Annotated in this window: 1 protein-coding gene; it reads right to left on the bottom strand. The window is 77.8% G+C overall.

The features are described from left to right. Window positions 1-563: SAV_2336 N-terminal domain-related protein (locus tag CCL05_RS43670; RefSeq protein ID WP_279629974.1), on the bottom strand; the 563-nt coding region annotated here is incomplete at its 3' end. Between the last annotated feature and the right edge of the window lie 13 nt (window positions 564-576).

Below are 576 nucleotides of genomic sequence, written 5' to 3'. Positions count from 1 at the left end.
ACCACCGCGCTCCCCGCCGAGGGTGCCGCCGTGGCGGGGGAGGTGAGCAGGCCCGGCTCGGCGGGGAGCGCGGTGGTGGGCCAGAGGCGTTCCGGCAGGGGCTGGACCACGGCGAGCGGCAGGTGGCGGGCCCAGTGGCGCAGGGTCCGGTACCAGCGCTCGCCCGCCTCGCCCGGACGCCACTGCGGGCCCATGCAGTCACTGACGACGAGGGTGACGGTGCGGCCGTCGGCGGGGACGGGGACGTGACGGGCCCGGCCGTCCGGGGTCGCCGGGTGCAGGGTGACCGTACGGAAGATGCCCGACTGGGCGAGGGCGGTGTGCAGTTCGCTCACCAGGGGGCGCCAGACCGGCATGGTGGGGCCCGTGTCGTGCACGAGGTTCAGGCGCAGCCAGCGGTCGGGGGCCGGGCGCAGGACCGGCAACCACACGTCGGGGTGGGCGCCGAGCCGGGCGATGCGGTCGGCCGTCGCCCGCTCGTCCAGCACCCGGACGTGCGGGGAGGGCACCTTGCGCTGCAGCGGGCGCAGGGCGCGCTGGAGCGCGAGGGGATGGGGCAGCATCGGCGGTGCGGGG

The organism is Streptomyces africanus (assembly GCF_002150735.1).
Classification (GTDB): domain Bacteria; phylum Actinomycetota; class Actinomycetes; order Streptomycetales; family Streptomycetaceae; genus Streptomyces; species Streptomyces africanus.
The sequence above is the reverse complement of the archived record's forward strand: the minus strand, read 5'-3'. Positions and strand labels throughout refer to the sequence as shown.